Below are 362 nucleotides of genomic sequence, written 5' to 3'. Positions count from 1 at the left end.
CACAACGACAACGCCGGCACCCCATGCTCGATGTTCAGCTCCCGTGAGGCGCTGGTGAAATGGCGGTTGCGCAAACTGTAGAACGGTTCGCCGAACCCGGCGGTGGCGAGCACTTCCGAGCAGCCGACCAGACGGCGAGTCGTCAGGTTTTCCAGCACGAAGAAATAGTTCTCCGGGCCTTGGCCCTGGACGTCTTTTTCGAACGAAGCACAGGAATCGAGAATTTTCTCCCTCAGGCGTTCGGTGTCGTCCGGCAAGGACGTGACCCCCACCAGACTGTCGCGCGCCAGCTGCTGCAACTGGGGCAGGTCGGTTAACTCGACTGGACGTAAGACCAGCATGGACATACTCCTGTATCAAAG

General features: G+C 59.4%; 1 protein-coding gene. It reads right to left on the bottom strand.

From position 1 onward, the window contains the following. A partial coding sequence (locus tag AC1DF0_RS32685; RefSeq protein WP_477577792.1) for an arginine N-succinyltransferase occupies positions 1-341 on the bottom strand: 341 nt, incomplete at its 3' end. Between the last annotated feature and the right edge of the window lie 21 nt (positions 342-362).

The organism is Paenibacillus sp. 05T425, assembly GCF_056396205.1.
The sequence above is the reverse complement of the archived record's forward strand: the minus strand, read 5'-3'. Positions and strand labels throughout refer to the sequence as shown.